Source organism: Ruegeria sp. BI12, assembly GCF_056537985.1.
In genome coordinates this window covers 372,509-398,214 of record NZ_JBQFSL010000001.1, presented here as the reverse complement: position 1 = coordinate 398,214, position 25,706 = coordinate 372,509, and the positions used below count along the sequence as shown (strand labels likewise).

The following is a 25,706-nucleotide window of genomic DNA, read 5'->3' as shown; positions in this document are numbered from 1 at the left end:
GACACCATTCTTTGAGAGGAGTGTGTCATGGCCTCCAAGACCACAGGGTCAACGCCACCAGACAATCTAACGCCGCAGCCATCGGCCATACCCCAAGTCAATACGGTAACCAGAGATGATATCACCGCGTCGCTGAAGGCCGGGTTTTCCGATTTTCTGGCGCGGCCCTTAATGAGCGGCTTTTTTGGCTTGTTCTATGCAGTCTTCGGAATCCTAATGGTGTGGAGCCTGGTCTGGCTCGGCAAGATCTGGATGATCATTCCCGCCATTGTAGGCTTTCCACTGGTCGCGCCATTCGCCGCGGCAGGACTGTACGAAATGTCCCGACGGCTGCAAAATGGAGAGAGTTTCGGGTGGTCTGAAATCCTCACTGTCATGGCCAACCAGCGCAAGCGCGAGATGGGCTGGATGGCCTTTGTCACTCTGTTCATATTCTGGGTTTGGATTTACCAAGTTCGGCTTTGGCTGGCGATTACGCTACAGAATGCATCCTTCTCGGATTTTGACGGGTTCCTGAACACCGTATTCTTCACGCCGCAAGGTTGGGCATTCCTGGCGATTGGTACCGGCGTGGGCGCATTTCTATCCGCGGTACTGTTCTCGGTGACTGTTGTTGCCATGCCCATGTTGCTGGACCGCGAAACCAATTTCGTTTCCGCCATGCTAACTTCCCTTCGTGTGGTCGCGGAAAGCCCCGGGGTCATGCTCACTTGGGCCGCGATCATCTCAGTCACCATGCTGTTGTCGTTGGTCCCGGCATTTCTGGGCCTGATCTTTACTCTGCCGATCCTTGGTCACACCACATGGCATCTTTATCAGAGAGCCGTGCCGCCATCGGCTGAGTGACTCTGCCGAAGATCAGGGCGCACGCCCCCCACTTGCCAAGGCACTATTCGGGTCACCAACGAAAAAGGCCGCCCCATAAGGGACGGCCTTTAATTCACTGTCTCTCAAAAAGAGGTTCAGGCAGCCAGAGCGGCCTGAGCTTTGGCCACGATCGTGCCGAACGCTTCCGGTTCGTGCACGGCCAGGTCGGCCAGAACTTTGCGGTCCACTTCGATACCGGCCAGGTTCAGGCCGTTGATGAAGCGGGAATATGTCAGTGCTTCGTCATGCGAACGCACAGCAGCGTTGATACGCTGGATCCACAGCGCGCGGAAGTTGCGCTTGCGGTTCTTACGGTCGCGGGTTGCATACTGGTTGGCCTTGTCGACGGCCTGACGGGCAACCTTGAAGGTGCTCTTGCGGCGGCCATAGTAACCTTTGGCGGCCTTGATAACCTTCTTGTGACGGGCGTGAGTTACGGTTCCACCTTTAACGCGGGACATCTCTTAATCTCCTCTTAGCGGTCGTAGGGCATGTAGCCCTTGACGATCTTGGCGTCGGGGGCGGACAGGGTGGTGTTGCCACGGGCGTCGCGGATGAATTTCTTGGTCCGCTTGATCATGCCGTGCCGTTTGCCGGCCTGGCCAGCAAGGACCTTACCGGTTGCAGTCACCTTAAAGCGCTTTTTGGCGCTCGACTTTGTCTTCATCTTAGGCATTTCCGTCTCCTTTCGGGGTTCGGTTTCAGACGCGACTCGGCATGCCATCTCGGCCGGTCACGCGATCAGAAGCGCCGTTTACGCAAGTTCGGTCATACTGGCAAGGGGGTTTGGAGTAGAATCTGCGCTTTTTGCTGGCTGATCACGCACCGGGGCGACATCGCCGCCCCGGTGCATTGGTTTAATGTTCGAATTTGCGGATTTCGCCGCTCTTAAGTCGTGATGCGTAGGACGCCAGTTCTTCGCGCACCACCTTCATCAGGAAGTACAGCGCAAAGACGTTCACGACAGCCATCGCAAAGATCGCCGCATCAGAGAAGTCGATGACCGGACCAAGATTGGCCGCGGCCCCGATGACAACGAAGATGCAGAAGATGACCTTGAACACCAGTTCCTTGGTGTGCCCTTCACCGAACAGATAGGTCCAGGCCTTGAGGCCGTAGTAGGACCAGCTGATCATGGTTGAGAAGGCAAACAAGACCACAGCAATCGCCAGCACATATGGGAACCAGCTGAAGGCACTACCAAAGGCCGCCGAGGTCAGGCTGACGCCCGAGTTACCGTCGACGGTTGCAATGGCGTTACCTGCTTCGTTCAGCATGTAATTACCAGTTTCCGGGTCAACGATCAGCTGCTGGGTGATGATGATCACAAGCGCTGTCATCGTACAGATCACGACCGTGTCGATGAACGGCTCGAGCAGCGAGACGAACCCTTCGGTGATCGGCTCTTTGGTCCGAACTGCCGAGTGCGCAATCGCCGCAGAACCAACGCCTGCTTCATTCGAGAATGCAGCACGACGGAAGCCCTGGATCAACGCACCGACCATACCGCCCGCGACACCAAGGCCAGTGAAGGCACCTGCGAAGATTTGACCGAAGGCCCAGCCGATTTGATCTGCGTTCATGATGATTATCACCAGCGCCGCAGCGACATACATGATACCCATGAACGGAACGACTTTTTCTGTCACCCGCGCGATGGACTTCAAACCGCCCACGATCACTGCGAACACGATGCCTGCAAACACCAGCCCGGTGATCCAGCCGGGATAGTCTCCGGTGATACCCGCGATCTGCTGATGCGCTTGATTGGCTTGGAACATATTGCCCCCGCCCAGCGCGCCGAGAATACAGAAAATCGAAAACAGGACCGCAAGGATCTTGCCGCCTGGCAGTCCAAGCTCGTCAAAGCCCTTGGACATATAGTACATCGGGCCACCAGAAACGGTGCCATCGTCGTATTCGTTGCGGTATTTCACGCCCAGCGTACATTCGGTGAATTTCGACGCCATGCCCAGCAGGCCCGCGACGATCATCCAGAACGTTGCGCCCGGTCCGCCGATACCGACAGCCACCGCGACACCGGCGATGTTGCCAAGACCGACCGTTCCCGACAAAGCCGTGGCCAGAGCCTGAAAGTGGCTGACCTCACCGGCATCGTTTGGATCCGAATAGTCACCCTTTACAAGGCTGATTGCGTGGCCAAAGAACCGAAGCTGTACAAAGGCAAAATACAGCGTGAAAACGGTCGCCGCGACGACCAGCCAGCCCACGATCCACGGGAACCCGGTTCCCGGGAATGGCGCAAAGATAAAGCTGACAAATGGCCCTGTGAAATCGGCGAATGCCTGATTGATCTTGTCGTCCAGCCCGGGCGCCTCTTGCGCCATTGCTGGCGCGGCGATCAAGGCGGCTATTGTCGCCAGCCAGAGATGTTTAAACATAGTCATTCTCATCCCTCCCCTCAGTTCACAACAGTGACTGGCACATCGGCGTGCATGACCAGATTCTGGGTCGAGCTGCCAAACAAGCGTTTCTTGAATCCATCGGCCGAGGCGCGCCCGACGATGATCTGCGTGCCGCCATTTTCGACTGTAATCGCGTTCAAGGTTTCGGCCACGTCGCCATGACGCACGATTCCGTGCACCGTGTAGCCATCTGCGGTCAGTGCCTCGACGGCCGGGGTAACAATCCGGTTGGTTGCAAGCTCGACTTCTTCTTCACGCCGCTTGTGCCGCAACGCGTTCTCCTCAGGGGTTTGAAAAGTGAATGGGGACCATTCGATGACATAAACAACCAGAAGTTCACACGTGCCAATTCTGCTCGCCAAATCTTTGGCGAAGGCAATGGCGCGTTCTCCAGTTTCTGTCCCGTCCAGCCCAATGACAATTTTCGTTGTCATAACGTTCCTCCAATAATTTTGGTTATGCCGGGACCCGTGCCCCCGGCAGGGCAGCCGGAACCTGGAACTTATTAAGTGGACCGCCCATGCGCCCGAGTATCCCGGAAAAACCCTCAAAAACAGAGAGTTATCTTCCGAATACAACCGTTATTTCGGCATGTCATTGAAATTAATATACTTTTTTTGCCTAAAATTTAGGCGTATCGGTTTGATACCAGCCTTTCAACGCCCGGCATCGCAACTGTTACCCGGGATCAGTGTTGTAGATCAGCCGTTCATCGCAAGGTGCGATACGCAAAATATTGGTCGTTCCCGGGACGTTGAAAGGCACACCGGCGGTAACTACGATCTGATCGGCTTCGGATGCGAAACCTCCGGCACGGGCCGCACGGGCCGCGTTGACGACAGCACCTTTGAACCGCTCCAACTCGGGCGTCATCACGCAATGACATCCCCAGCTCAGGCACAGGCGTCGCGCGGTTCCTGTAGCGGGTGTCATCGCAATGATCGGGACACCGGGACGTTCCCGCGCAGTCAGCAGAGCGGTGGTGCCACTTTGGGTAAAACAGCAGATTGCCTTGATATCCGTTTTTTCTGCAATCTCGCGCGCGGCGGCCACAATACCGTCCGCAATCGTCGTTCCCTTCGCAGTCCGGGACGCCGCTATGATCTGCGTATAGGTCGGGTCAGCCTCGACCTCGATGGCAACCTTATTCATGGTCTGCACAGCCTCGATCGGATAGGAACCGGCCGCCGACTCCGCGCTGAGCATGATTGCATCCGTGCCTTCGTAAATTGCCGTTGCCACGTCCGAAACTTCGGCCCGGGTGGGCATCGGGCTTTCGATCATGCTTTCCAGCATCTGGGTGGCCACGATGACCGGCTTGGCTGCCCCACGACACTTGCGAACAAGGCGCTTTTGAATAGGCGGCACAGCCGAGACCGGAAGCTCGACCCCCAGATCGCCGCGCGCGACCATAATCCCATCAGAGGCATCGAGAATATCATCAAATGCCTCGACCGCTGCAGGCTTTTCGATCTTGGACAGGATCGAGGCGCGACCATCAGCCAGCGCGCGCGCTTCAAACACGTCCTTGGCACGCTGCACAAAGCTCAGCGCCAGCCAATCCACACCCAGCTGGCAGACAAATTCCAGGTCGTCGCGATCCTTGGCCGACAGGGCTGCCAATGGCAGCACCACGTCAGGAACATTCACACCTTTCCGGTTCGAGATCGTACCGCCGACCTCAACAGTGCAATTGGCAAAATCCTGACCGCACTCCTGCACGGTGAGACGGATTTTGCCATCGTTAACCAGCAGTCGTGCACCCTGCTCTAATGCTGCAAAAATCTCGGGATGCGGCAGGCAAACGCGATTTATGTCACCCGGCGCGGGGTCCAGATCCAAACGGAACGCGGCACCTTCTTCAAGTTCCTCAGCTTCGTTGGCGAACACCCCGACACGTAGCTTGGGGCCCTGAAGATCGGCCAGAATGGCGATTGGACTATCGAGATCTTTTTCCACCTGCCGGATGATCCGGTGGCGTTCGCGGATCTCATCGTGGCTGCCGTGGCTCATGTTCAGGCGGAAAACATCTGCGCCAGCCTCATGCAGGGCACGGATCATGTCATAGTCATTCGACGCCGGTCCCAGCGTCGCCACGATTTTTACATTTCTCAGGCGTCGCATTGGTCTTGCTCTCCTAACGTCTTCTCTTGAGTCCGCATCAATGTTACCGCAAACATTACTTTGTCAGCTTATTGCGCAATTCCCTTTTCAAAGCAACTGCCCTACACCTGCGACAAACTAGATGACAGGCTTATGACGTATTCCCCGTTTTTTATCCACGGCGCGGATCGGCCCTCGCGCTGGCTGATTACATGCGACCACGCAACCAACACGGTGCCGCCAGAAATCAATGGGGGCGATCTGGGCCTGCCGCGCGAGGATATGGAGCGCCATATTGCGTATGACGTGGGTGCCTATGAGGTGTCCAAACATCTGGGCGAGCTTTTGAATGCACCCGTAATCGCGGCCAATTTTTCCCGCCTGGTTATAGACCCGAACCGCGGCGAAGATGACCCGACCTTGTTGATGAAGCTCTACGACGGCTCGATCATCCCCGGCAATCGCCACGCAGACTCGGCAGAACGCGAGCGGCGATTGAACATGTGCTATCGCCCCTATCACAACGCGCTGGCGCAGATGGCCGCGTTGCCGCATGCGGTGATTATCTCGATGCATTCGTTCACCCGCCAATTGCGAGGCCGCGATCCGCGCCCCTGGCATATCGGGGTTCTACATACTCCGGACGACCGTTTTTCGCGCCCTCTGATCAACCGGCTTGAAGCCGAAGGCGACCTTTGTGTGGGCGTCAATCAGCCTTATACCGGTGTGCTGCCCGGCGATGCGATCGACAAACACTGCACCAGCTTTGGCCGTCCCAATGTGCTGATCGAACTGCGCAATGACCTGATCGCCGACAACGCCGGACAGCGGGAGTGGGCCGAACGGCTGGCCCCCGTGCTTACGGACGCGCTGGACGAAAGTGACTTGTGACAAAAGCCCTCACGTCATTGTGAGCATCGTCGCCGGACCCCATATTATAGGGGAAAGGAGGCCACCATGACTCAGGAGTTTCTGACTTCCGTCTTTGGGTGGATGGCTGTGCTTAACATCGCGGTTCTGCTGTTCACCACAGTAATGATCTTGTTGCTGCAGGACTGGATCGCAGGCATTCATGGCAAGATGTTTCAGATGGAGCGCCCCGCAGTGAAACGGGCATACTTCCGGTATCTGGCCAACTACAAGATTTTGACGCTGATCTTCTGCATCACGCCTTGGCTGGCATTGAAACTGGCCTGATACGCTGATCGTTGAAACATCGCCCTTGGGCCGCTAGGTCATTTACAGCACGTATTTCTGTCATCCGGAGCCAGACCATGGACAAGCAAACCGAAATCGAACTTCAGGCCGCCGCATTCCGCCGATTGCAAAAACACCTGATGGAAGATCGCACCGACGTTCAGAACATCGACATGATGAATCTGGCCGGGTTCTGCCGCAACTGCCTGTCGCGCTGGTATCAGGAAGCCGCCAATGAAAAGGGCATCGAAATGGGCAAGGAAGAGGCCCGCGAGGTTTTCTACGGCATGACCATGGACGAGTGGAAAGCCAACTATCAGACTGACGCCAGCCCAGAAAAGCAGGCCGCGTTCAAGGTCGCGTTCGAAGAGAATGTAACGAAAAAGGGCTGATGCCCGAAACGAATTAGGCCCGCCAAATCGGCGGGCCTTTTCTTTAAATCGCGGCCTTGCGGCTTTCGTCTAGATAAATCTCGCGGAGGCGCTTGGCGATTGGGCCGGGTGTTCCGTCACCCAATGTCACGCCGTCGATTTCAACTACCGGCATCACAAAAGCACTGGCCGAGGTGGTGAAAGCTTCGTCGGCTTCTTTGGCTTCGTCGATCGTGAACAGACGTTCTTCCACTTCCATCTGCGCCTCAGCGGCCATGCGCAGGACGGCTTTGCGGGTGATGCCGTGCAGAATGTCGTTCGACAGCGGGCGCGTAACAATCTTGCCATCCTTGACGTAATAGGCGTTGTTGCTGGTGCCCTCGGTCACGTAACCGTCTTCGACCAGCCACGCATCATCGCAACCAGCCTTCTTGGCCATCATCTTGCCCATCGACGGATACAGCAGCTGAACGGTTTTAATATCTCGGCGACCCCAACGGATATCCTCGATCGAGATGATCTTGGCACCTTTCTTTGCTGCGGGGCTGTCAGCCAGACCCGGTTTGTTCTGAGTGAACAATACGAGGCTGGGTTTGGTGTCAGCAGACGGGAATACAAAATCCCGGTCGCCATCCGAGCCACGGCTGACCTGCAGATAGATCAGGCCTTCCTCGATGCCGTTCAGCTCTACCAGTTTGCGATGAATCTCCAGCAGCTCGTCCTTGGTGCAAGGCTCGGCCATCTCAAGCTCGTCCAGCGACCGTTTCAGGCGCACGGCGTGGCCTTCAAAATCGATCAACTTACCATCCAGAACGCTGGTGACTTCGTAAACGGCGTCTGCGAACAGAAAACCGCGGTCAAAGATGGACACTTTGGCCTCGGTCTCGGGCAGGTATTCGCCATTTACGTAAACGGTTCGGGTCATGTCTTGTCTCCTCAGCCCCAGAGGTCCGCTTTGGGCGGGTGCACTCCGGCATCATCAAAAATCAGCGGGTTATCGCGGTCTTCAGCCAGCAGAAGCGGGCCGTCAAGGTCCGTTACCATCGCACCCTGCGCCAACAGTGTCGCAGGTGCCATAGCAAGCGAGCTGCCCACCATACATCCGACCATCACGCGATAGCCTTCGGCCAGCGCCGCATCGCGCAACGCCAGCGCCTCGGTCAGGCCGCCCGTCTTGTCCAGCTTGATGTTGACGACGTCATACTTACCCTTAAGAGCAGGCAGGCTGGAGCGGTCATGGCAGGACTCGTCCGCACATACCGGCACTGGGCGCTCCATTCCGATCAGGGCGTCATCCTCACCGGCGGGCAACGGCTGCTCGACCAAGGCAACACCCAGACGTACCAGATGCGGCGCCAGCTCCGCGTAAACCGCAGCTGACCAGCCTTCGTTTGCATCCACTATGATCTTGGCATCTGGCGCACCTGCGCGCACAGCTTCCAGTCGGGGCATGTCATCCGGCGTTCCCAGCTTGATCTTCAGCAAGGGCCGATGCGCGTTGGCGGCAGCCTGCGCCTGCATCTTTTCCGGCGTATCAAGCGACAGTGTATATGCGGTGATCTCTGGCCCCGGAACCGGCAGCCCCGCCAATTCCCAGGCGCGCTTTCCGGCGCGCTTGGCCTCCAGATCCCAAAGGGCGCAGTCCACCGCATTCCGCGCCGCGCCTGCAGGCAATAGGTCCATCAGGCTGTCGCGGGTAAATTCAGCAGGCAAAGCTGCGATCTCGGCCTCGACCGAATCCAACGTTTCATCGTATCGCGCATAGGGTACGCATTCGCCCCATCCTTGATGGGTTCCGTCGGAAACCCGAACCGTAAGCACCTTGGCCTCGGTCCGAGACCCGCGCGAGATCGTAAAGACCTGCGCCAGCCGAAACACGTCACGAGAGACATCTACCTGCACGCGCCCGCTCCTTCATCTTATTCAAAATACTCTCGCCGAAGGCGGACAACCCCGCCTCCGACGCGCCGCTTAGATCACATTGCGGCCAGCGCATCCACCAGCTTGCCCGAACCAAAGCGGAACGGGTCAGTCGCAGGCAGGCCCATATCGGCCTCAACCTTGGCCAGATATGCGGTGGCGTCCTCTTCGGACATATGCTGGGTGTTAACCGAAACCCCAACAACCTCACACGCCGGATTCGCGACCTTTGCCAGTGCCAGCGCCGTGTCGCGCAACGCTTCCAGTGTCGGCAACTGATAGGTCGGCAGCCCACGCATATGCTCACGGGTCGGCTCGTGGCTCAGGATCAGCGCATCGGGTTGGCCACCGTGAATCAGCGCCATGGTCACACCAGAGTAAGACACGTGAAACAACGACCCCTGCCCTTCGATCAGATCCCAGTGATCTTCATCATTGTCAGGCGTCAGCCACTCGACCGAACCGGCCATGAAATCGGCAATGACCGCGTCCAGCGGCACACCGTCCCCGGTGATCAGTATACCGGTCTGACCGGTTGCGCGGAAGGTCGACTTCATGCCGCGCTCGCGCATTTCGGCATCCATTGCCATCGCCGTATACATCTTGCCGACCGAGCAATCGGTGCCAACGGCCAGGCAGCGCTTGCCTTTGCGCTTGATACCATTTGCAATCGGATATTCGACCGATGGCACACGAACATCGTGTAGCTTGCGGCCGGTGGCTTCCGCGACTGCAACCAGATCGGGTTCGTCACACAACAGGTTGTGCAGGCCCGAAGCGAGGTCAAATCCTTCCTCCAGCGCCATGACCAGAACCTTTTTCCATTCCTGGCTGATAACGCCGCCGCGGTTGGCAACGCCGATAACCAGCGTCTTGGCACCGGCCTCTTTCGCTTCGGTCAGGGACATGTCGGTCAGGCCCAGATCGGCCTTGCATCCGTCCATACGATACTGGCCGACGGCATTTTCAGGACGCCAGTCCTTGATGCCAACTGCCACTTTGGCCGCCAATTGGTCGGGCGCATCGCCCAAAAACAGCAGGTACGGTGTCTCGATCATTGCGGTTCACTCCTTTGATTCCGACGCAGCCTAGGGGACGATTTCAACGAGTGTTTCGCGTTTTCGTCTGGCAACGCCCCGTCGTGCGGGAAATTTTTGCGCACTTTTCCAAAAATGCGCGCTAATCTTTCAAGTTTTCAAAGCGATTAAACTTTAATCGCTGATTTAGCCCTGCATTGCGGCGATTGCTGCGATTGCATTGCCGCAGTTGCACAAAGACGCTTGCTATGGCTTGCGCAATTTAATACCTCATAAAGCGAGAAAATCGTAATTTCCTTTCCCGCACGAGGTCCAGATGAGCTTTCGCATCCAACCCGCCGCCCCCGCGCGCCCCAACCGTTGTCAATTGTTCGGGCCGGGATCAAACACCAAGTTGTTCCCTAAAATGGCCGCGTCGGCCGCAGATGTGATCAACCTCGACCTTGAGGATTCGGTTGCGCCGTCGGACAAGGATGTCGCGCGCGCAAATGTAATCGAAGCGCTGAACACCGTTGATTGGGGCAACAAATACATGTCCGTGCGTATCAATGGGCTGGACACACCCTATTGGTACCGCGATGTGGTCGACCTGATGGAACAGGCCGGCGACCGCCTTGACCAGATCATGATCCCCAAGGTTGGTTGCGCCGAAGATGTCTACGCCGTGGACGCGCTGGTCACGGCCATTGAGCGCGCTAAGGGACGCACTAAACCCGTCAGTTTCGAGGTCATCATCGAATCCGCCGCCGGTATAGCCCATGTCGAAGAGATCGCTGCCTCGTCCCCACGTATGCAGGCGATGAGCTTGGGGGCGGCAGATTTTGCGGCCTCGATGGGTATGCAAACTACGGGCATTGGCGGCACCCAAGAAAACTACTACATGCTGCGCGAAGGCGAAAAGCACTGGTCCGATCCGTGGCACTGGGCGCAAGCCGCGATCGTAGCCGCTTGCCGGACACACGGTATTCTGCCCGTGGACGGTCCGTTTGGTGATTTCTCAGATGACGAAGGCTATATCGCGCAAGCCAAGCGCTCGGCTACACTGGGCATGGTTGGGAAATGGGCGATCCACCCCAAACAGATCTCGTTGGCCAATCAGGTCTTTACCCCAACAGACGAAGCCGTAACCGAAGCGCGCGAGATTCTGGCTGCGATGGAGCAAGCCAAAGCCAATGGCGAAGGCGCAACCGTTTACAAAGGCCGTCTGGTCGACATCGCCTCGATCAAGCAAGCCGAGGTGATCGTGGCACAGGCCGAACTGATCGCTGCAAACTGATCAAATCGAAAAAGGCGCCCTTATGGGCGCCTTTTTTTGTAACTTACCGGCCAAAGGCATTATTGGGCGTCCAAGTAAACTTCTCGCCTTTTTTTCCTGACTTCATCATCAAGCAAGATGTGCCAAGCTTTTGGAAATATATTATCTTCAACGGATACCATCCGGCCTTTGGCACTTCGACTTCCGTTCGTTGGTTGGCCTCACACCCCTGAATGCCGTTGACTTTGCCGATCTGCTGGCCACCAACCCAAGCATCGATCCCATCATTCGACCATGTCTCCAACTCGTAAACCCCCGCCGAGTCGAAGCGCATGTAGCCGGTAATTTCAGCGGCCACATTGTAGTGGTGATCAAAGGTCAGAACATTTTCACGCTCGTTTGTATCGGCATAGTCCAAGCCGCGCAGCGGCTGTCCCGGCTTAGCCTTGGACAACAGATTTTTAGCCTGATTAAGGTCCCGTATTTTGCGTTGAGTGCCGGTTCCGACATAGCTTACATTCAATCCCGCCTTTGGGCTTGGCTGCGGATTGGCGGGTTGCAATTTGAGCGGCGCGGCAACGGCCGAACCGGCGACAAACGCCGCAGCTGTTATCAGCGCTCCAATACGAACGAGTTTCATTTTCTTCTCCCTGTGTGTGGCCTGTTGGGATTGCTTCCCTTTAGTCAGGCCTTTGAGAAGACACTAGGCTGTGAAAATTCGCCCGGCAAGCCGGTTCAAGTTCACAATTCCAACGTCAGGCGCGCATATCCTTGGGGGAATCCATCACCACATAGGACGTAATCGATGTCACATGCGGCAGCGTTCCCAATACTTCGGTGTGGAATGTCTTGTACGAAGGCAAGTCCGCGCATTCCACGCGCAGCAGGTATTCGATGGTCCCAGTGATATTGTGGCATTCCACCACTTCGGGCGAGCGCTGCAGGGCGCGTTCGAACCCTTCCTGTGCGGCTTTGGTATGCTCACCCAGCCCGACACCTATATAGGCAACAAATCCAACGCCTAGCGCCGACGGGTTCAAAACTGCGCGGTAACCCGCGATGACGCCCGAACGCTCCAATTCTTGAACGCGACGCAGGCAGGCAGAAGGTGACAGCCCAACCCGGTCTGCCAGATCCAGATTGCTGATACGACCGTCCTGCAACAGCTCTCGCAATATTTGCTGGTTTATGTGGTCAATTTTCGCCATTGATTGCGACGTTAGCCCAACAAAGCATTAAAACGCAATTTCATTTGCAGTGTTTGCAGCAATTATCCACGCCATGACCTATGATATCCTTCTGGCCCTGATCGCCTTTGCTTTTGTCTCGTCCATCACACCCGGACCAAACAACCTGATGTTGATGGCGTCAGGGGCGAATTTTGGGTTTCGCAAAAGCATCCCCCACATGTTGGGGATCGGGCTTGGGTTCACCTTCATGGTCCTTTTGGTCGGCGCCGGCCTGGTACAATTGTTCGACAAATACCCAGTCAGCTATACCGTATTAAAAGGCGCCTCGGTCGCATATCTGCTGTTCCTCGCATGGAAAATCGCCCACGCCGCCCCGGCAAAAGGGCATGACCACACAGGCACCCCAATGACGTTTCTGCAAGCAGCCGCGTTTCAGTGGGTCAACCCCAAAGCCTGGGCCATGGCTCTGACCGCTACCACGGCCTACACGCCGGATCAGACGCTGCAAGCCATCATTGTCGTGGCCCTTGTGTTCGGAGCGGTCAACCTGCCCTCGGTCAGTACGTGGACCGTTTTGGGACAGCAAATGGCGCGCATCCTGACGAATCCGCGCCGATTGACGATGTTCAACTGGTTCATGGCCGCGTTGCTCGTGGGCTCACTCTACCCGGTCCTGTACCCGAACTAAGTTATTTCAGTGGCAGACAGATTTCTGTCAGCAAGTCTTCGGGCGCCGTGTCGCGTGGATTGTTGAGGTAAACCTCATAACAGGGCTGATCCGCAGGTTCCTCGCCTGATGCGGGCAGCCAGTTGCCAAACAGGCTGTGATAGGCGGCACGAATACCTGAATACGGGCCTCTGTAGGTCAATACCGCGGTTTTACCCCCAGTGAGCTCAAGGCTCTGCATTCCCTCGGGCGTTGTGTCACCGCAAAACACGGCTCCGGCATAGCTGCGCAACTGATCCTCAGGCGTGTCATCCGGGCTGTCCAGATAGACGCCCAGTACCGGCCCGATCTGCGGCCACAACTGCCGGGACTCACAAAGGGCGCCGAACGCCTCGAAACTCTTGCCGATCTGGGCATAGTCCCCCTTATGCGGCAGGGCAATCACGCGGCGGGCGGGTTCGGTACGTGTAACAACGGGGTGCATGGGATAATCTCCGGTTCTGAAACGTGGGTTGGCCGGCAGAAATAGCCCCGTTTTTCGAAAAGTGGCGGGGCTGTTGCCGTAGGCCTTTGAAAAGGCCCGCACAAAGGATTTCAGGTTAGGGTAGCCAACGTCAGTTGCGATTTGCGCCACTGGTTTTTCAGTCATCACAAGCCAGCTTGCGGCCCGATGCAGCCGAATACGGCGCACAGCCTGCGCACAGGTTTCCCCGGTGATAGCACGAAAAACGCGGTGCCAATGAAACCGCGACATGGCCGCGACTTCGGACAGAGCATCCAGCGACAGGTCACCATCCGGGTAGTCATGGATGTAGGCCAGTACACGCAGAACGCGGTCTTCATAACTGGCTGCCATCGACGTCCTTCCCTCTCTTTGCCCGCCAAAGGATGCACATCCCGCATCCACAAATCTTGCTGAATTCACATCGGAAGACAGACCGAAAAATGTTACACTAAGCGCGTAACCCACATGGACTTAGATTATTCAACTCCCAAATGGAGAACCGAAATGATCAATCCAGCCCGCCCTTTTCGCAACATCATGCTGGCCGCCCTTGTCACCGCAATGCCGGTTGTTGCGCAAGCCGATGACATTCAGACACAAACCATGATCGCCGAACGTATCAGCCAACATAACCCGGCAACCGAGGCCTATATAAAAGATCGACCAATCCTTGGTTGGCAACTGACCAGCGATGACTTCGGTGCCATCCCCGAAGCAATCCGCAAAAACCTGGGTTCCGTCGATGGCACTAGTTACGATCAGGCCTATCTGACTGAGAATACCGGTTCGATCATTGCATTACAGTTTCGCAAGGATGGCCCGGACTTCTACATCATTGGCAAGAGCACTTTTGACGCCGCCTACGAGCTTGTTTCGTTGGACGATGTCGCAGCCAGAAACACAGGCCTGATCGAGCGGCTGGATATGGCCCCCGAAGTCAAAGCGATGTTCGAAGACCGAACTCCGGGCATAGTCGGCGCGCTCAAGACGACTCCCGTGGATATGCTGCGCCTGTCTGATCTGGGTTACGCAACCGGTGAAGCCCTGACTATACAAGCGCCATGGGGCGAACAGACCAAACCGGAAGGCGCGGACGCTTTTCTGGTCTGGGACGGCGGTGAAAATCAGTACTACATGGTGAACACAGACGATGACGGTCTGCCGTCCAGCTATGTACCCGTCCAGTGACCTAAACCGGCGCGGCCCAGAACTGCGCCCCGCTTTACCTTGTGTTGCATTCCTCTGGCAGCAAGTTCATATAGCAATGAACTTCCGCGTTGAGAGGCGTCATGACCCAGTATCTGGATTTCGAAAAACCCCTGGCCGAGATTGAAGGCAAGGCCGAGGAATTGCGCGCGCTGGCCCGCGCCAACGAAGAGATGGACGTGGCCGAAGAAGCCGCCGCGCTGGATGCCAAGGCCGCCAAGCTGTTGGATGAGCTTTATGGCGATCTGACCCCATGGCGGAAATGTCAGGTTGCGCGTCACCCCGAACGCCCCCATTGCCAGGATTATGTGGCCGAGCTGTTTACCGAGTTCACGCCGCTGGCAGGTGATCGCAACTTTGCCGACGATCTGGCTGTGATCGGCGGTCTGGCGCGTTTCGATGATCAGCCTGTCATGGTGATCGGGCACGAAAAGGGCTCCGATACCAAATCGCGGATTGAACGGAATTTCGGCATGGCCCGCCCCGAGGGGTATCGCAAGGCTGTGCGACTGATGGAAATGGCCGGACGTTTCGGTCTGCCCGTCATCACCCTGATCGACACGGCTGGCGCATATCCGGGCAAAGGTGCCGAGGAACGCGGCCAGTCCGAGGCCATCGCGCGGTCGACCGAAATGTGCTTGAAGATCGGCGTTCCGCTGGTGTCCGTGATCATTGGCGAAGGTGGTTCAGGCGGTGCGGTGGCGTTTGCCACAGCAAACCGTGTCGCGATGCTGGAACATTCGGTCTATTCGGTGATCTCGCCCGAGGGCTGTGCGTCGATCTTGTGGAAGGATTCAGAAAAGATGCGAGAGGCCGCCGAAGCACTGCGGCTGACAGCTCAAGACCTGAAAAAGCTGGGCGTGTGTGATCACATCATCACCGAACCCAAAGGCGGCGCGCATCGCGACCGTGCCGCAGCTGTCGATTCAGTGCGGAACGCCATTGCCGCCATGCTGAAAGAGCTGGATGGCAAGGATGCGGCAGCCCTGATCAAGGACCGCCGCCAAAAATTCCTGGATATCGGCTCAAAAGGGCTGGCGGCTTAAACCGTCAGCCGCCCAACTGGCGCAACAATGCCGCAGAAGGTTCGCCGGTTACGGCCAAACCACTGGCGCGTTGATACGCGCTGATGGCGGATTTCGTGTTGTTGCCGATGACCCCATCTGCGCCTTGCGTGTCGTACCCCGCGGATGTCAGTCGGCGCTGCAACTCTTTACGATCCTCAAGCGTCAACCCGGTCGCATCTGGACCGAATGAAGCCTGAAAAGGCGCGCCACCGGCAATCCGGTCCGACAAATGCCCGACGCCGATCGCGTAACTGTCCGAATTGTTGTAGCGCTTGATCACCTGGAAATTACGGAACACAGCAATGCGCGGCCCGGGCTTTTGCGGCTGTAACACCGCGACAGGCGACCCGGATACCGTGCCTGCTTCGCCACCCCAAGGCTGTCCACGCACCCAGCCAGCGCGCGCCAGATAGGCGGCGGTCGACGCCAAGGAATCTGTTGGGTCCTCGGACCAGATATCCCGACGACCATCACCGGTAAAATCCACCGCGTAGGCCAAATAAGAGGTCGGGATGAATTGCGTGTGCCCCATCGCCCCGGCCCAACTGCCGGTCATGTTTGAAGGTGTCGTATCGCCCTCTTGAATGATCTTCAGGGCAGCTATCAATTGCTTTTCAAAAAACGCACCGCGACGCCCGTCATAGGCCAAGGTTGACACCGCTGATACTACTGGCACATCCCCACGGCGGGCCCCATATCGGCTTTCCAAGCCCCAGACAGCCACGACAACCTCTTTGTCGACGCCGTATTTTGCCTCGATCGCTGACAGAGTTCCGGCATGGCGTACCAGCATCTGTTTGCCGGTTGCGATCCGTTCATCCGACGCAGCAATCGCGAGGTAGTCTTCGAGTGACCGCTTGAATTCGACCTGATTGCGGTCCCGTTCGATCACGTCCGGCAGGTAGCCGGCCCCCTGAAAGGCACGGTTGATGGTGGTCTGAGAAATGCCCTGCGAGGCCGCGCGCGACTTGAACCCGGCAACCCAGGCGTCCCACCCTGCGTTGGGAACGGCCCGCATCCGTGTGGCAGGAGCGCTGCTTGGCGTCCCACCCGAACAGGCGGCCAGAAAGGTTGACCCAAGTCCAATTGAGAAAAGGCGTCGATTGATCATGTCTGAAATCTGCTCTTGTTGTGATTTGGGTAAGAGTACCGCAGACCAAGTGCGCAAGCTAGTTCCGCGGCGTCTGGAAAAGGCAACACGATCACTTCGGCGACAAGCCGCTCAACTGACCAGCATGCGCAATCCCTGCGTCACATCTGAACGCACTGCCAGCCGTAATCCGGGCTCATCCCCCGCCTTCAACGCGGCGATGATCAGCTTGTGGTAATGCGGCGGCTCTGTCCGCCGCAATCGCCCATAAAGTGCGCGCATCGTCGGCCCAAGTTGTAGCCATACCGTTTCCACAATGGCCAGCATCGCCGGAGCCTGTGCACGTAGATAGAGCGTTCGATGAAATTCGAGGTTCGACCTGATGTAACCGACAGCATCCCGTTTGGTGACCATTTCCGCGACAGTCATGTTGATGCTCTGCAACCGATCAATCAGCGCCATATGCGCGCGGGGCAATGCACGGCTGGCCAATTCGACCTCCAGCAATGCACGCAGCGCTGCCAGTTCTTCGATACGATCATTGGTTAGCTCGGGCGTGGACACACGGCCCGACGAAGACAAAAACAACGCCCCTTCGGCCACCAATCGCCGGACCGCTTCACGCGCAGGTGTCATCGAGACATCGAACTCCTTACCGATCCCGCGAAGGGTCAACGCCTGCCCGGGCGCTATGTCTCCGTGCATGATGCGCGAGCGCAAGGCCCGATAAACAAGATCATGAGCTGCAGGTTGGGTGTCGGTTGGGCGCGCGCTTAACATAAACCCATGTGATCACAAATCGCCGTGTGGTCAACTCGTCGTGGCATCAAATCTGTACTGATGAAGCTGCGCCCCGTTGTCGCGCAGCCAGCGCCTTTGGGCTTTGCAGTCACCAAACAGCCGTTCGACTTGCGCCCAGAACGCACGTGAGTGGTTCATCTCGACCAGGTGTGCGACCTCATGGGCGGCGACGTAATGCAGGATTTCCGATGGGGCGAGGATCAGACGCCACGAAAACATCAGGCCACCGGTCGAACTGCACGAACCCCAGCGGGATCGCGTATCACGCAAGGTCAGGCTGGAATAAGTTCGGCCCAGCATTGCAGCATAATCATCGCAGGCCTCAGTGAGGCGATCCCTTGCCAGTTCCTTGAGGAACCGCGCCAATCGTCGGGCTTCGGCGCCTTCAGGGACTGCAACCTCTGCGTCTCGCAACAGAACGCGTCGACCTTCGGCTGGCACGATTCGCCTGTCTTTACCTTCCACAGGGATGGCCTGACCGAATTCTACTGCTGAAGGGCTGGGCCGGTCCTCAAGATGTTGACGAATCCAGTCTTCCTTGACCCTCGCGAAATTCAGTGCTTCGGACTCTGCCACGCCTTTGGGATAGGTCAGTGTAACCCTCCCATCCAGTTGAGAAATCCGCAAACTGATACGACGCGCTCTGGCCGATTTGCGCAATGTCAGCGGCACCGGCGGTTGTCCGGGCAATGCGTGGTCCCCCATGTACCTGTTTCTCCTGCTCAAAGGCTTTGACAGTGCCCGCTGCATGTGGCACGTGACCTGAATCATTATTACGACTCACCTGATATCAAGGGGATTTGACATGCCCAAGGAAGAATGGGGCGTAAAGCGTGTTTGCCCGACCACCGGAAAGCGCTTTTACGACCTGAACAAGGACCCGATCATCAGCCCCTACACTGGCGAGATCGTGGAGCTTGAAACCGGCAAGAGCCGGATGATCGCCGCAGATGCGGAAGATGCCGCATCGGCAAAAGCACGCGAAAATGCGTCGGATGAAGATCTGGTTCTGGACGATGACGAAAACGTCGACGTCGAACTGGACGATGATCTGTTGGACGATGATGACGACAGCAACGACGACGTTTCGCTGGAAGAGATCACCGACATGCCGTCGGAAGACGACAGCTAAACCCGGCTCGGGGCGGCCCTTGCGCCGCCTCAGGCTACCCTCGGACGTGAGGCAGAAACTTTTCCGCAAAATCCATTTTTGGACTTGCACTCGCAGTCGCCGTCTCATAAACGTCCGTCCACCGCAGACGCGGTACCATGATGGGGCCTTAGCTCAGTTGGGAGAGCGCTTGCATGGCATGCAAGAGGTCAGGGGTTCGACTCCCCTAGGCTCCACCAAATCTCCATGATATGCTTTGAACTCAATAACTTCATGGTTTTCAATGGTTTTCCCGAGGGTCTGTTACATTGAGGTGTTACAGTGAGGACTCTTGAGAAGATGCCTGGACACCCCCGCCTGTATCGCCGTGGATCAACCTATTATCACCGTGCAGCCGTCCCGAAGGACATTGCTGACTCGTACGGCAAAGTCGAAGAAACCTTCTCTCTACGCACCAAAAACAGGGCTGAGGCTCTCGTTAGGGTCCGTATCGAAGCAGCCCGCATTGACCGCCTGTTTGAGGAACACCGGAGAGCGCTGAGCAGGCAACAGGAGAAGGATGCGGAAGCGCCTCTGGACGAACTGACCCTCATCCAGATAGCTCGAGCAAAGCAAGCCTACCTGCATCACCTCTTGGATGAGGACGAAGAGGCTCGGTTGGAAGGCTTCGAGGACCCAGACGATCCAGACGAACTCATCGCCTATGAACCACGCCCAACCTTTGAGGAATGGCAACAGGTCAACCAAGACATGAACGAGGTCAACCGAACCAACCTCGCTCGAGGCAAACGCGATAAGTTCTTCCGATCAGAGGCCGAGGAGATTCTTACGTGGGAAGGCATTGACCTGAAATTGGCCGAGGGTTCCCCAAGTTGGCCAAGGCTGATCAGGGCGCTCCAAGAGGCATCTGTGGAAGCCCATGAGGCGACGAAGGATAGAGACCTTGGCAACCCAGTTTCTACCCCGCCCTACCCCGAGGTTACCCCTCGCGGAACTGACGGTGACTCGGAGGGTTTTCTCCTGTCTGAGGCGGTAACGAGTTGGGAAGCGGAGAAGTCACGAGGCGCATGGTCACCCAAGGTACGCGATGATCATTTGGCTTGGATATCCGCCTTCAAGGAGATCGCAGGCGATAAAGCCCTCTCTCAGTACAACAAGGACGATGCTCGACGTTTCAAGGCAGTCCTGCTCAAGCTCCCAGCGAACTGGAAGAAGAAACCCGAGGTCAGAAACCTTTCGATCCTAGAGGCCGCCGATAAGGCCGCTGCGACAGGCATGCCACCGATGAGCAGTGCTACACTGAACAAAGCGTTACGAAGGGTCGGTGCCTTCTGGAATTGGGCTGAGGCGCACCATGACGGTATCAGAACCGGGTTGTTCAAAGGATTGACGATCAAGGAGACGGTCAACGCGCGTGAGCAACGCGACCCGTTCAGCACGGAACAGTTGTCCAAATTATTCAATAGCCCTCTGTACACTGGATGCCGGTCTGAGCGTTTCTGCGCGGAACCGGGGGATCACTCCATGCGTGGAACCGCGCGGTACTGGTTGCCGCTCCTCGGGTTGTTCACAGGGGCAAGGCTCAACGAACTCTGCCAGTTGAAAGTAAGTGATGTACGCGAAGAGGACGGGATCGTGTTCCTAGATATCACGGACGAAGCAGAGGATCAGAAGGTCAAGTCAGCGAGCGGAAGGCGGCGCATACCAGTTCACCGGCAACTTGTTGAGCTTGGGTTCCTTGAGTTCGTAGAAGAACGGCGGGATAGCGGTGAACGGCAACTCTTCTCTGAACTCAAGATAGATGCCTCCGGTTATCACTCAGGGGAGTTCTCGAAGTTCTTTAGTCGATACCTCGAGCGTATCGGTGTGAAAACAGAGAAGACATCATTCCACTCGTTTCGGCACAATTTTGAGGATGCATGCCGCAATGGCGGCGTTCTTCCGCACATTATGAACGCAATACAAGGTCACGCTGAGCTAGGCATGGCAGGGCGGTATGGCGATGGAGTTTATCGCTTGGGTCTCTTAAAGGACGCCATAGACAACATCCAATTTGCAGAGTTGGATGTTAGTCAGATCTAATGAAAGTTCATTTTCCGTTGCTTTGCAGGACAAACGAAACCGGCTACTCGCCTTCAAAGAAGCCCTTGGTCATTCGTCTAAATGCGTCTTGCACCCCGGCGCGGTCCGCTGCCTCGTCCGACAACCTTTTTGCGTAGTCGGGGTCAACTGGTGGAGTTTGCTCGACTAACGAGAGTCCTCCATTTTCGCCCTCCGGGAAGAATGTCCTCTCGCCAGATGCAATTTCATTAAACGTCGCTTCATGATCAAGACCAGATATGGTGAACTTACCGAAGTCAGGAGTGAAGGCGAACACCTGAGCGGAACCACGAATGCCCGGGTCCAAATCGTGCCAATCAAAATCGTTGGCTATTTCAGCTTTTATCAGTAGGCAGTCCTTTTCGGGAAAATAGATTGAGCGAAAATTGTGCTGCTGGTTGAAGTGCAATTTAGCCGCCACAAAATCGCCGAATATCTCGATTGATTGAATGAAATTCAGGCTGCTCGGCACTCGCTCGAACTTTCTCTGCGTCATGTGGTTCACGGCTGCAACGTCCGTAAAGGAAACGTAGATACAAATGTCCTTTATCCGAATGAACATAGTGTCCGTGGTCCAGTGGTCTCGATAATCATACGAACCGTGGCTTTCCCAATCTTCGAGACGATAAATCTTCATTGACCCAATTACATCATCCGAGAAAGCTGTGTTGAAAAGCACTGAACGGGCAACGCAGAAGATATGATGGAAGTTTGGCCAAGCATACAAAGCACCAATAGGGGCGTCATGTTCACGTCGATCCACATTGTATCTAAGCGAAAAGTCTCTGAAATGGACTTTGTAGTAGATGAGGCAGAGCCATTGAAATAACAGCTTCGGGTTATCATCGGCGAAATCCCGAAATGCCTCAAATCCACGTTTGACTATGGGGCTGATCTGATCTTCGACATTGTTGGAGAGGTACGAATTACAATGCACACAACTGCGAACCTTGTATTTTGAATATCGCAAGTCTCGCCCGTTGGGGAGAGTAATGCTCATATTCGAAATGCCGGTGTATCTGAGCAGCCAATCGGGAATTACATGCTCATTGTTGAACTCAACCCCGTCAGGATAGCATCCACACAAGAAGCAGTTTTTTCCGTCGATTATGTTCTCGGAAAAGTCCGCAGTATGCACGTACACGAACTCGCCATCGCCTCGCAGAACGCTTTTGTTTGAAGTAAGGAAACACGAGCCGGAGCGCATCGGTCTCAGGAGTTCCAGATCGTAGCTATCAGGCATCTGGATTTGACACTGATACTCTGATTGCCTTTCAAGGTAGTCACGTATGCTCATGAAATCATTGCTCGTTTTTCGAAATCCTCGACCTTTGACTTACCTAAAAAATCCGATAGGTTTCAATATCGAAACGACCGTCTGTCCAGGTAACCTCAGGCTATTTGGGCGGATTCCCATCCAGTGGTGCATTTGCCTGTTCAGAACGCCGTCAACACACCAAATCGTTTTTAGAAGAAAAATCTAAGTCTGTTTGACATCACCTGACCTTTCCTATCTCCCCCCATAGCCCCACTGCGATTACCCCAAGAGTTCATCAAGACCGGCCCGTACTGCAAGCCTACCTCGATTGTAACATCCACAACCTTCCTTGACGATTGCAACATAGCCGCCTATCTGCTTGAATTGAGCCATCAGAGGAAGGCCAATCAATGAAGCAGTACGTCACCTATCGACGTGTATCCACAACCGAACAGGGGCGCTCTGGGCTTGGCCTAGAGGCGCAGACACGGGACATAGACTTGTTCCTGGCTAACTACTCAGACGAACCCTTCGAGGTCATAGGACAGTTCACAGACGTACTGAGCGGGGCAGACAATGAGCGCCCGGAGCTAACCAACGCGATCACCTTAGCGAAGCAGACAGGGGCCGAGTTGCTGGTCGCCAAGTTGGACCGCCTGTCGCGCAAGGTATCCTTCATTGCAACGCTGATGGACGACAAGAAGCTGTCTTTGCGTGTTGCTTCGATGCCCCATGCCGACAAGTTCCAGCTACACGTCTATGCGGCTTTAGCGGAACAGGAACGCGAATTCATATCCAAACGCACCAAGGCGGCGCTAGAGGCCGCAAAGGCCCGAGGTCAGAAGCTCGGCGGTATGCGTGATGCTACGATGAAGCGGAACGAAGTTGTGAGGGCCAACGCTGCCGCAAGGGCTGAGAAGGTGCGGGGCCTTGTGTTGCCTCTGAGAGACGCAGGGAGGTCACTGCGGGAGATCGCTTCGGAGCTTGATAAGGCTGGCGTGGCGACTGCTCGGGGCGGTGCTTGGAGTGCCGCTCAGGTGAAACGGATTATCGACAGATTGGAGGTGAACACTTAGTTCTCTTCTCGCATTGCGTGTGTTCTTGTCCTTTCAGTGCAGCGTTTTGTATCCGTAAACTAAGGGCAAGAAGCCACAGGTCTGTGGGCTAATTCCTCCCCACTGAGTAAACACTCGGAACGTCTCGACTGGAGATCTGCTGGCCGGGACCGGACTACCCGAAGGCCCTATGAAACAAGGGTTCTGAATTACAGCTCCCTCATGAAACAGAAGAAACGTAAGTTATACCTCTAGGTATCACCATCGGCTCAACGGGCGGCATAACCTCAGCATTCATTGTTGCTCAAACCAATTCTCCCTCCCCAATGAAGTAAGAGAAGAACCAGGAGTTATTTCGCTTTGTTTCATCCCAAGCACTACCTCAGGTTCACCCCCAGTATTTCCTCTGTGCTGATGATCGATGATGATCATCACCGGTAAGTAGTTCTCAAGGTACACCTCGTTTTAAATCAATGGGTTGGAATTACTGCCCCCTTATGAATAACAGATACCAAGAGATTTACCTCTAGTTACACGATCAGGTTCCTCTCTAGGCTTCACAGTTCTCTGTCAGTGTACGTCCGGTGAATGTCCATCACCGGCAACCATCAATCCTAATCCCTATACCGCATCGATCTCGGTCCTTGGTCGATGCTGGTTCAGGTCTCACACGCACCCCTGTCTTGCCTGACGGGTCGATGTAGTGAGACCTATTACCGTTTCACTCAGTTCGTGTTGTCTTTGTGAGCTTGACACATGGACGGGCCGATGGGGGTCTCTGTTCCTTGGTGACTGTATCGCAGAGACCCCCGAATTATCCCAACGTACAACTTAGCGAGGCCACAATGATCACCTGTGCCTTAGCTACATGCGACAAGCCACTACCAGCCTACGAGTTCAGACAGCGCTTACCTCGGCAATGGGGCCTGTGTTCTCGCTGCCAATCGGTCGTCAGTAACCGAGGTGTTCCTCTCGGTGGCTATATGTCCGGTGGTGCGATCAACACAGTTGCTCGGTCGGTCTTAAAGAACATCAAGCCGACACCCTCAGAGATCGCCGAGGCCGTTCGGTTTGCCCGAGGCACACGCCATCGGGTCGGTGAATGGGATGATCGCCCAACGTACAGAATGGCTCCGCTGAAATACGGTCGAGCAAGGGCAAGGTTGCCGCATCTATTGGTCGGTAGACGGTATGAACCTAACCCGTCGGTGATCGGTAGGGCTTTCGTCCACTACACGCTCGCTCGGGAGTTCCTCGATACTGGTCATCGTTACAATGTCTTCCTTGCTGGTGGCACGTTCATGGGTCGCCAAGGTCTTTGCGTCCCTCCTGGCCAAAAGGATGCGGTATCTACCAGTGATGTTCGATACTCGAAATACCGCCTGAGCTACGCTGACTTCGCCATTGTCGGCACACACGCCCTACGCGCCGCTGAGAAGCTCGGCCTGCGTCGATCTGACCGAGACCTAACCGCATCCATCGTGACCGCGTACGTTCGTCTCCTAGCCTCTGGTGATGCACATCCACCGGTCTCCGTACCACTGCGCTCAATGCGTACCGACTTCCTCGGAGATAGCCTGTTCGATCACGTCTTGCCGAGGTCCTCGGCGATACCCCTGAGATACCACAAGGCAATCCGTCGTTCCTCTGGTCTGATCTCCGGTGAATGGCCCGAGGGCATCGACCCCGTGTCCGATCTGACACCCCGACCGTCACCCCTGCCAAAATCCAACGCAGTGCTGAAAGCACCCCGGATGCCAGACCCAAGCTGGTTGTTTGACACGTAAGGAACACCCAACATGCCCCCACCACAGCGTAGAGCGAAAACCAAGAAGCCACCCCGGCAGATGTACCTCAAGACCTGCAACGCGTGTGGTGTCGAGTTTGAAACCCACAAGCCAAAAGCATCGAGGTGCGACCGGTGCATCTCTAAGAACCGCAGGATCAACTACAAGTCCTGCATCTCGTGCGGTGTGAAGTTCCCGGCTCCGTTCGGCGATGAATACAACTGTCCTTCCTGTGCCGAAGCTCATGGGATTGGGCAGGCCGAACTCACCCCTAAACAACGCGAGACTATCAAGGCCGAAGAGACGCTCGCTCGATGGAAGAACAAGGTCGAGATACTCGAGGGAGAACTCGATGAACGCAGCAACGCAAAACCCCGAGGGACACGCAAGATGAGCAACAAAGTAAAGGAAAGCGCCGTCGGCGTGGCCTTCCTAGAACTATGCGCAAGGGACGGACAAGTCTCCGCGCTTTCGCAGATACACGAAAGAGACTTGGACGATGACACGAAGCTGCGTCTCATCCTTGCGTATTCCCGCATTCGACTTCGCGGATACTCGGTCGAGGCAATCTCGAAGCTCTGCCCGGTACACCTGATGAGCCTTGATGAAGGCAAAGCAATCGACGGCCTGCCCTTTGTCAAAAACCCACCAACACCGCAAGAGTTAGCCGAGATCGAACTCGGTCTTCGATAA

General features: G+C 56.0%; 28 protein-coding genes and 1 tRNA gene. 14 read left to right on the top strand and 15 right to left on the bottom strand.

Going from position 1 to position 25,706, the window contains the following annotated elements; all coding sequences use genetic code 11:
* The first annotated feature begins 27 nt into the window (after positions 1 to 27).
* Positions 28 to 846, top strand: a complete 819-nt coding sequence (locus ACR0AK_RS02085) for a DUF2189 domain-containing protein (protein ID WP_480792201.1) — start codon at positions 28 to 30, stop codon at positions 844 to 846.
* Positions 847 to 962: 116 nt separating this feature from the next.
* Here ACR0AK_RS02085 and rplT read toward each other — a convergent pair whose 3' ends face one another.
* From rplT to pyk, 5 genes are all read right to left on the bottom strand, one after another.
* The gene (gene rplT, locus ACR0AK_RS02080) at positions 963 to 1,328 is read right to left on the bottom strand and encodes a 50S ribosomal protein L20 (RefSeq protein ID WP_170561280.1); all 366 of its coding nucleotides are present in this window, start codon (positions 1,326 to 1,328) and stop codon (positions 963 to 965) included.
* A 14-nt stretch (positions 1,329 to 1,342) separates the two neighbouring features.
* A complete protein-coding gene (rpmI, locus tag ACR0AK_RS02075; RefSeq protein WP_010443552.1) occupies positions 1,343 to 1,543 on the bottom strand; it encodes a 50S ribosomal protein L35 in 201 nt (66 codons plus the stop codon).
* 181 nt (positions 1,544 to 1,724) lie between these two features.
* Positions 1,725 to 3,275 (bottom strand): alanine/glycine:cation symporter family protein, encoded by a 1,551-nt coding sequence (locus ACR0AK_RS02070; RefSeq protein WP_480792200.1) that lies wholly within the window; start codon positions 3,273 to 3,275, stop codon positions 1,725 to 1,727.
* Between the two features lie 14 nt (positions 3,276 to 3,289).
* Positions 3,290 to 3,727, bottom strand: a complete 438-nt coding sequence (locus tag ACR0AK_RS02065) for a universal stress protein (protein ID WP_170419137.1) — start codon at positions 3,725 to 3,727, stop codon at positions 3,290 to 3,292.
* A 244-nt stretch (positions 3,728 to 3,971) separates the two neighbouring features.
* Complete coding sequence (gene pyk, locus ACR0AK_RS02060) at positions 3,972 to 5,417, bottom strand: pyruvate kinase (RefSeq protein WP_480792199.1); 1,446 nt, start codon at positions 5,415 to 5,417, stop codon at positions 3,972 to 3,974.
* Positions 5,418 to 5,549: 132 nt separating this feature from the next.
* Here pyk and ACR0AK_RS02055 point away from each other — a divergent pair, with 132 nt between their 5' ends.
* From ACR0AK_RS02055 to ACR0AK_RS02045, 3 genes are all read left to right on the top strand, one after another.
* Complete coding sequence (locus ACR0AK_RS02055; RefSeq protein ID WP_480792198.1) at positions 5,550 to 6,287, top strand: N-formylglutamate amidohydrolase; 738 nt, start codon at positions 5,550 to 5,552, stop codon at positions 6,285 to 6,287.
* 66 nt (positions 6,288 to 6,353) lie between these two features.
* Positions 6,354 to 6,593 (top strand): DUF6868 family protein, encoded by a 240-nt coding sequence (locus ACR0AK_RS02050; protein WP_108861343.1) that lies wholly within the window; start codon positions 6,354 to 6,356, stop codon positions 6,591 to 6,593.
* Positions 6,594 to 6,670: 77 nt separating this feature from the next.
* Positions 6,671 to 6,985, top strand: coding sequence for a DUF1244 domain-containing protein (locus tag ACR0AK_RS02045; protein ID WP_170561285.1), 315 nt, complete (start codon positions 6,671 to 6,673; stop codon positions 6,983 to 6,985).
* A gap of 43 nt (positions 6,986 to 7,028) precedes the next feature.
* Here the strand turns inward: ACR0AK_RS02045 and ACR0AK_RS02040 are convergent, their stop codons facing one another.
* The 3 genes from ACR0AK_RS02040 to dgcN form a co-directional block, all read right to left on the bottom strand.
* Complete coding sequence (locus ACR0AK_RS02040; RefSeq protein ID WP_480792197.1) at positions 7,029 to 7,889, bottom strand: D-amino-acid transaminase; 861 nt, start codon at positions 7,887 to 7,889, stop codon at positions 7,029 to 7,031.
* A gap of 11 nt (positions 7,890 to 7,900) precedes the next feature.
* Positions 7,901 to 8,866, bottom strand: coding sequence for an N-acetyl-D-Glu racemase DgcA (dgcA, locus tag ACR0AK_RS02035; protein ID WP_480792196.1), 966 nt, complete (start codon positions 8,864 to 8,866; stop codon positions 7,901 to 7,903).
* A 74-nt stretch (positions 8,867 to 8,940) separates the two neighbouring features.
* Positions 8,941 to 9,942: an N-acetyltransferase DgcN gene (gene dgcN, locus ACR0AK_RS02030; protein WP_170561288.1), complete on the bottom strand. Its 1,002-nt coding sequence runs from the start codon at positions 9,940 to 9,942 to the stop codon at positions 8,941 to 8,943.
* Positions 9,943 to 10,237: 295 nt separating this feature from the next.
* Between dgcN and ACR0AK_RS02025 the strand changes: the two genes are divergently transcribed.
* Positions 10,238 to 11,197, top strand: coding sequence for an L-malyl-CoA/beta-methylmalyl-CoA lyase (locus ACR0AK_RS02025; RefSeq protein WP_480792195.1), 960 nt, complete (start codon positions 10,238 to 10,240; stop codon positions 11,195 to 11,197).
* Between the two features lie 43 nt (positions 11,198 to 11,240).
* Here ACR0AK_RS02025 and ACR0AK_RS02020 read toward each other — a convergent pair whose 3' ends face one another.
* A complete protein-coding gene (locus ACR0AK_RS02020) occupies positions 11,241 to 11,816 on the bottom strand; it encodes a PA14 domain-containing protein (protein ID WP_170561290.1) in 576 nt (191 codons plus the stop codon).
* A 115-nt stretch (positions 11,817 to 11,931) separates the two neighbouring features.
* A complete protein-coding gene (locus ACR0AK_RS02015) occupies positions 11,932 to 12,384 on the bottom strand; it encodes an Lrp/AsnC family transcriptional regulator (protein WP_170561291.1) in 453 nt (150 codons plus the stop codon).
* Between the two features lie 73 nt (positions 12,385 to 12,457).
* Between ACR0AK_RS02015 and ACR0AK_RS02010 the strand changes: the two genes are divergently transcribed.
* Entirely contained in the window at positions 12,458 to 13,054 is a 597-nt protein-coding gene (locus ACR0AK_RS02010) for a LysE family translocator (RefSeq protein ID WP_480792194.1), read from the top strand.
* Position 13,055: 1 nt separating this feature from the next.
* On the opposite strand, the gene ACR0AK_RS02005 is transcribed toward ACR0AK_RS02010, so the two are convergent.
* Positions 13,056 to 13,889 carry an AraC family transcriptional regulator gene (locus ACR0AK_RS02005; protein WP_480792193.1) on the bottom strand — a complete coding sequence of 278 codons (834 nt, stop codon included), beginning with the start codon at positions 13,887 to 13,889 and terminating at the stop codon, positions 13,056 to 13,058.
* 153 nt (positions 13,890 to 14,042) lie between these two features.
* Between ACR0AK_RS02005 and ACR0AK_RS02000 the strand changes: the two genes are divergently transcribed.
* On the top strand, positions 14,043 to 14,726 hold the full coding sequence (locus tag ACR0AK_RS02000) for a hypothetical protein (protein WP_480792192.1): 684 nt from the start codon (positions 14,043 to 14,045) through the stop codon (positions 14,724 to 14,726).
* Between the two features lie 101 nt (positions 14,727 to 14,827).
* Positions 14,828 to 15,790 carry an acetyl-CoA carboxylase carboxyltransferase subunit alpha gene (locus ACR0AK_RS01995; RefSeq protein ID WP_170561294.1) on the top strand — a complete coding sequence of 321 codons (963 nt, stop codon included), beginning with the start codon at positions 14,828 to 14,830 and terminating at the stop codon, positions 15,788 to 15,790.
* Positions 15,791 to 15,794: 4 nt separating this feature from the next.
* On the opposite strand, the gene ACR0AK_RS01990 is transcribed toward ACR0AK_RS01995, so the two are convergent.
* From ACR0AK_RS01990 to ACR0AK_RS01980, 3 genes are all read right to left on the bottom strand, one after another.
* Complete coding sequence (locus ACR0AK_RS01990) at positions 15,795 to 16,922, bottom strand: lytic murein transglycosylase (protein ID WP_480792191.1); 1,128 nt, start codon at positions 16,920 to 16,922, stop codon at positions 15,795 to 15,797.
* 111 nt (positions 16,923 to 17,033) lie between these two features.
* Positions 17,034 to 17,681 carry a GntR family transcriptional regulator gene (locus tag ACR0AK_RS01985; protein WP_058279022.1) on the bottom strand — a complete coding sequence of 216 codons (648 nt, stop codon included), beginning with the start codon at positions 17,679 to 17,681 and terminating at the stop codon, positions 17,034 to 17,036.
* A gap of 30 nt (positions 17,682 to 17,711) precedes the next feature.
* Positions 17,712 to 18,407, bottom strand: a complete 696-nt coding sequence (locus ACR0AK_RS01980; RefSeq protein WP_480792190.1) for a M48 family metallopeptidase — start codon at positions 18,405 to 18,407, stop codon at positions 17,712 to 17,714.
* 100 nt (positions 18,408 to 18,507) lie between these two features.
* Here ACR0AK_RS01980 and ACR0AK_RS01975 point away from each other — a divergent pair, with 100 nt between their 5' ends.
* The 3 genes from ACR0AK_RS01975 (at position 18,508) to ACR0AK_RS01965 (ending at position 20,895) form a co-directional block, all read left to right on the top strand.
* The gene (locus ACR0AK_RS01975) at positions 18,508 to 18,834 is read left to right on the top strand and encodes a TIGR02300 family protein (RefSeq protein WP_170561297.1); all 327 of its coding nucleotides are present in this window, start codon (positions 18,508 to 18,510) and stop codon (positions 18,832 to 18,834) included.
* A gap of 142 nt (positions 18,835 to 18,976) precedes the next feature.
* A tRNA-Ala gene (locus ACR0AK_RS01970) sits at positions 18,977 to 19,052 on the top strand.
* 100 nt (positions 19,053 to 19,152) lie between these two features.
* Positions 19,153 to 20,895 (top strand): DUF6538 domain-containing protein, encoded by a 1,743-nt coding sequence (locus tag ACR0AK_RS01965; RefSeq protein ID WP_480575063.1) that lies wholly within the window; start codon positions 19,153 to 19,155, stop codon positions 20,893 to 20,895.
* 43 nt (positions 20,896 to 20,938) lie between these two features.
* Here the strand turns inward: ACR0AK_RS01965 and ACR0AK_RS01960 are convergent, their stop codons facing one another.
* Positions 20,939 to 22,210, bottom strand: coding sequence for a hypothetical protein (locus tag ACR0AK_RS01960; protein ID WP_480792189.1), 1,272 nt, complete (start codon positions 22,208 to 22,210; stop codon positions 20,939 to 20,941).
* Between the two features lie 371 nt (positions 22,211 to 22,581).
* Between ACR0AK_RS01960 and ACR0AK_RS01955 the strand changes: the two genes are divergently transcribed.
* The 3 genes from ACR0AK_RS01955 to ACR0AK_RS01945 all read left to right on the top strand — a co-directional run bounded on the left by ACR0AK_RS01955 (position 22,582) and on the right by ACR0AK_RS01945 (position 25,706).
* Positions 22,582 to 23,247: a recombinase family protein gene (locus ACR0AK_RS01955; protein ID WP_480575069.1), complete on the top strand. Its 666-nt coding sequence runs from the start codon at positions 22,582 to 22,584 to the stop codon at positions 23,245 to 23,247.
* 962 nt (positions 23,248 to 24,209) lie between these two features.
* Positions 24,210 to 25,013: a hypothetical protein gene (locus ACR0AK_RS01950; protein ID WP_353391554.1), complete on the top strand. Its 804-nt coding sequence runs from the start codon at positions 24,210 to 24,212 to the stop codon at positions 25,011 to 25,013.
* A gap of 60 nt (positions 25,014 to 25,073) precedes the next feature.
* Positions 25,074 to 25,706, top strand: coding sequence for a hypothetical protein (locus tag ACR0AK_RS01945; RefSeq protein WP_480578980.1), 633 nt, complete (start codon positions 25,074 to 25,076; stop codon positions 25,704 to 25,706).

Coding starts and splice junctions, on each gene's coding strand:
- ACR0AK_RS02085 (WP_480792201.1), top strand. CDS start 28: ATGGCCTCCAAGACCACAGGGTCAACGCCACCAGACAATCTAACGCCG.
- rplT (WP_170561280.1), bottom strand. CDS start 1,328: ATGTCCCGCGTTAAAGGTGGAACCGTAACTCACGCCCGTCACAAGAAG.
- rpmI (WP_010443552.1), bottom strand. CDS start 1,543: ATGCCTAAGATGAAGACAAAGTCGAGCGCCAAAAAGCGCTTTAAGGTG.
- ACR0AK_RS02070 (WP_480792200.1), bottom strand. CDS start 3,275: ATGACTATGTTTAAACATCTCTGGCTGGCGACAATAGCCGCCTTGATC.
- ACR0AK_RS02065 (WP_170419137.1), bottom strand. CDS start 3,727: ATGACAACGAAAATTGTCATTGGGCTGGACGGGACAGAAACTGGAGAA.
- pyk (WP_480792199.1), bottom strand. CDS start 5,417: ATGCGACGCCTGAGAAATGTAAAAATCGTGGCGACGCTGGGACCGGCG.
- ACR0AK_RS02055 (WP_480792198.1), top strand. CDS start 5,550: ATGACGTATTCCCCGTTTTTTATCCACGGCGCGGATCGGCCCTCGCGC.
- ACR0AK_RS02050 (WP_108861343.1), top strand. CDS start 6,354: ATGACTCAGGAGTTTCTGACTTCCGTCTTTGGGTGGATGGCTGTGCTT.
- ACR0AK_RS02045 (WP_170561285.1), top strand. CDS start 6,671: ATGGACAAGCAAACCGAAATCGAACTTCAGGCCGCCGCATTCCGCCGA.
- ACR0AK_RS02040 (WP_480792197.1), bottom strand. CDS start 7,889: ATGACCCGAACCGTTTACGTAAATGGCGAATACCTGCCCGAGACCGAG.
- dgcN (WP_170561288.1), bottom strand. CDS start 9,942: ATGATCGAGACACCGTACCTGCTGTTTTTGGGCGATGCGCCCGACCAA.
- ACR0AK_RS02025 (WP_480792195.1), top strand. CDS start 10,238: ATGAGCTTTCGCATCCAACCCGCCGCCCCCGCGCGCCCCAACCGTTGT.
- ACR0AK_RS02020 (WP_170561290.1), bottom strand. CDS start 11,816: ATGAAACTCGTTCGTATTGGAGCGCTGATAACAGCTGCGGCGTTTGTC.
- ACR0AK_RS02015 (WP_170561291.1), bottom strand. CDS start 12,384: ATGGCGAAAATTGACCACATAAACCAGCAAATATTGCGAGAGCTGTTG.
- ACR0AK_RS02010 (WP_480792194.1), top strand. CDS start 12,458: ATGACCTATGATATCCTTCTGGCCCTGATCGCCTTTGCTTTTGTCTCG.
- ACR0AK_RS02005 (WP_480792193.1), bottom strand. CDS start 13,889: ATGGCAGCCAGTTATGAAGACCGCGTTCTGCGTGTACTGGCCTACATC.
- ACR0AK_RS02000 (WP_480792192.1), top strand. CDS start 14,043: ATGATCAATCCAGCCCGCCCTTTTCGCAACATCATGCTGGCCGCCCTT.
- ACR0AK_RS01995 (WP_170561294.1), top strand. CDS start 14,828: ATGACCCAGTATCTGGATTTCGAAAAACCCCTGGCCGAGATTGAAGGC.
- ACR0AK_RS01990 (WP_480792191.1), bottom strand. CDS start 16,922: ATGATCAATCGACGCCTTTTCTCAATTGGACTTGGGTCAACCTTTCTG.
- ACR0AK_RS01985 (WP_058279022.1), bottom strand. CDS start 17,681: ATGTTAAGCGCGCGCCCAACCGACACCCAACCTGCAGCTCATGATCTT.
- ACR0AK_RS01980 (WP_480792190.1), bottom strand. CDS start 18,407: ATGGGGGACCACGCATTGCCCGGACAACCGCCGGTGCCGCTGACATTG.
- ACR0AK_RS01975 (WP_170561297.1), top strand. CDS start 18,508: ATGCCCAAGGAAGAATGGGGCGTAAAGCGTGTTTGCCCGACCACCGGA.
- ACR0AK_RS01965 (WP_480575063.1), top strand. CDS start 19,153: ATGCCTGGACACCCCCGCCTGTATCGCCGTGGATCAACCTATTATCAC.
- ACR0AK_RS01960 (WP_480792189.1), bottom strand. CDS start 22,210: ATGAGCATACGTGACTACCTTGAAAGGCAATCAGAGTATCAGTGTCAA.
- ACR0AK_RS01955 (WP_480575069.1), top strand. CDS start 22,582: ATGAAGCAGTACGTCACCTATCGACGTGTATCCACAACCGAACAGGGG.
- ACR0AK_RS01950 (WP_353391554.1), top strand. CDS start 24,210: ATGTCCGGTGGTGCGATCAACACAGTTGCTCGGTCGGTCTTAAAGAAC.
- ACR0AK_RS01945 (WP_480578980.1), top strand. CDS start 25,074: ATGTACCTCAAGACCTGCAACGCGTGTGGTGTCGAGTTTGAAACCCAC.